The 1085-nt window shown below is 63.6% G+C and carries 1 protein-coding gene; it reads left to right on the top strand.

Features of this window, described 5'->3' with window-relative positions; genetic code table 11:
- Positions 1-1059 (top strand): TIM-barrel domain-containing protein (locus NW815_RS10095; RefSeq protein WP_414415970.1); only part of this gene is annotated, 1059 nt, incomplete at its 5' end.
- Positions 1060-1085 lie beyond the last annotated feature (26 nt).

Genomic DNA, 1085 nt, shown 5'->3' with positions numbered 1-1085 from the left:
CCCACCACCCACGCCGAAGTTCACAACCTGTACGGCCTGCTGATGACACGCGCTTCCCGTGAAGGCTTGGAACAGCTCAACCCCAACCGGCGCCCCTTCGTGCTGACTCGCTCCGGCTTTGCTGGGATCCAGCGCTGGGCTGCCGTCTGGACAGGCGACAACCAATCCTCCTGGGAACACCTGGAGATGTCCCTGCCCATGCTCCTAAACCTGGGCCTGTCGGGAGTTAGCTTTGTCGGCGCGGACATCGGCGGCTTCGGTGGCAATGCCACTCCCGAGCTGTTTGCCCGTTGGATGCAAATGGGAATTCTTTACCCCCTCATGCGCGGCCACAGCGCCCTGGGCACCCGCCCCCACGAGCCCTGGAGCTTTGGCCTCGAAGTGGAAACCATCTGCCGGCAGGCCATTCAGTTGCGTTACCAGCTGCTGCCCTACCTCTACAGCCTCTTTTGGGAGTCCAGCCAAACCGGATCCCCCATCTTGCGCCCCCTTCTCTACGAGTTTCCCGACGATCCGCAAACCTACGAGATCTCAGATCAAGCCATGCTGGGATCCGCCCTCCTAGCTGCCCCTGTAGTCCGGCCTGGCGTGCGGTGCCGCGCTGTTTACCTACCCCAGGGCACTTGGTTTGATTGGTGGACAGGTCAGGCCCACACCGGCCCCCGCTACATTCTCGTCCCTGCCCCTCTCGAACAACTGCCGCTGTTTGTGCGGGGTGGCTCCGTTCTGCCTTTAGCTCCCCCCTGCCCGTCCACCGCCCACCTGCGCCGTGACCAACCGCACCTCAAACTCTACCCCGGCAACGGCAGCTTCACCCTCTACGAAGACGACGGGGAAACCCTCGCCCATCGAGCAGGAGCCTGGGCCACCACCCTCTTCCGCTTGCGACAGCAAAATGGCCAGCTCATTCTGGAGATCGAGGCCCGCCAGGGCAACTGGAGCCCGCCCCAGCGTAGCTGGCTTCTGGAGCCCCTTGGCCACACTCCCCTCTCCCTGCCGGACACCGGACAGCCGCAACGGGTTCTCTGGCCCACCCCAGAGGATCCCCCGTTTAGGTGACATACTCCCATCACTGACCCTACAGG

It is taken from the genome of Synechococcus sp. R6-7, from assembly GCF_047461695.1.
Taxonomy (GTDB): domain Bacteria; phylum Cyanobacteriota; class Cyanobacteriia; order Thermostichales; family Thermostichaceae; genus Thermostichus.
This window is presented reverse-complemented; position numbering and strand designations above follow the sequence as displayed.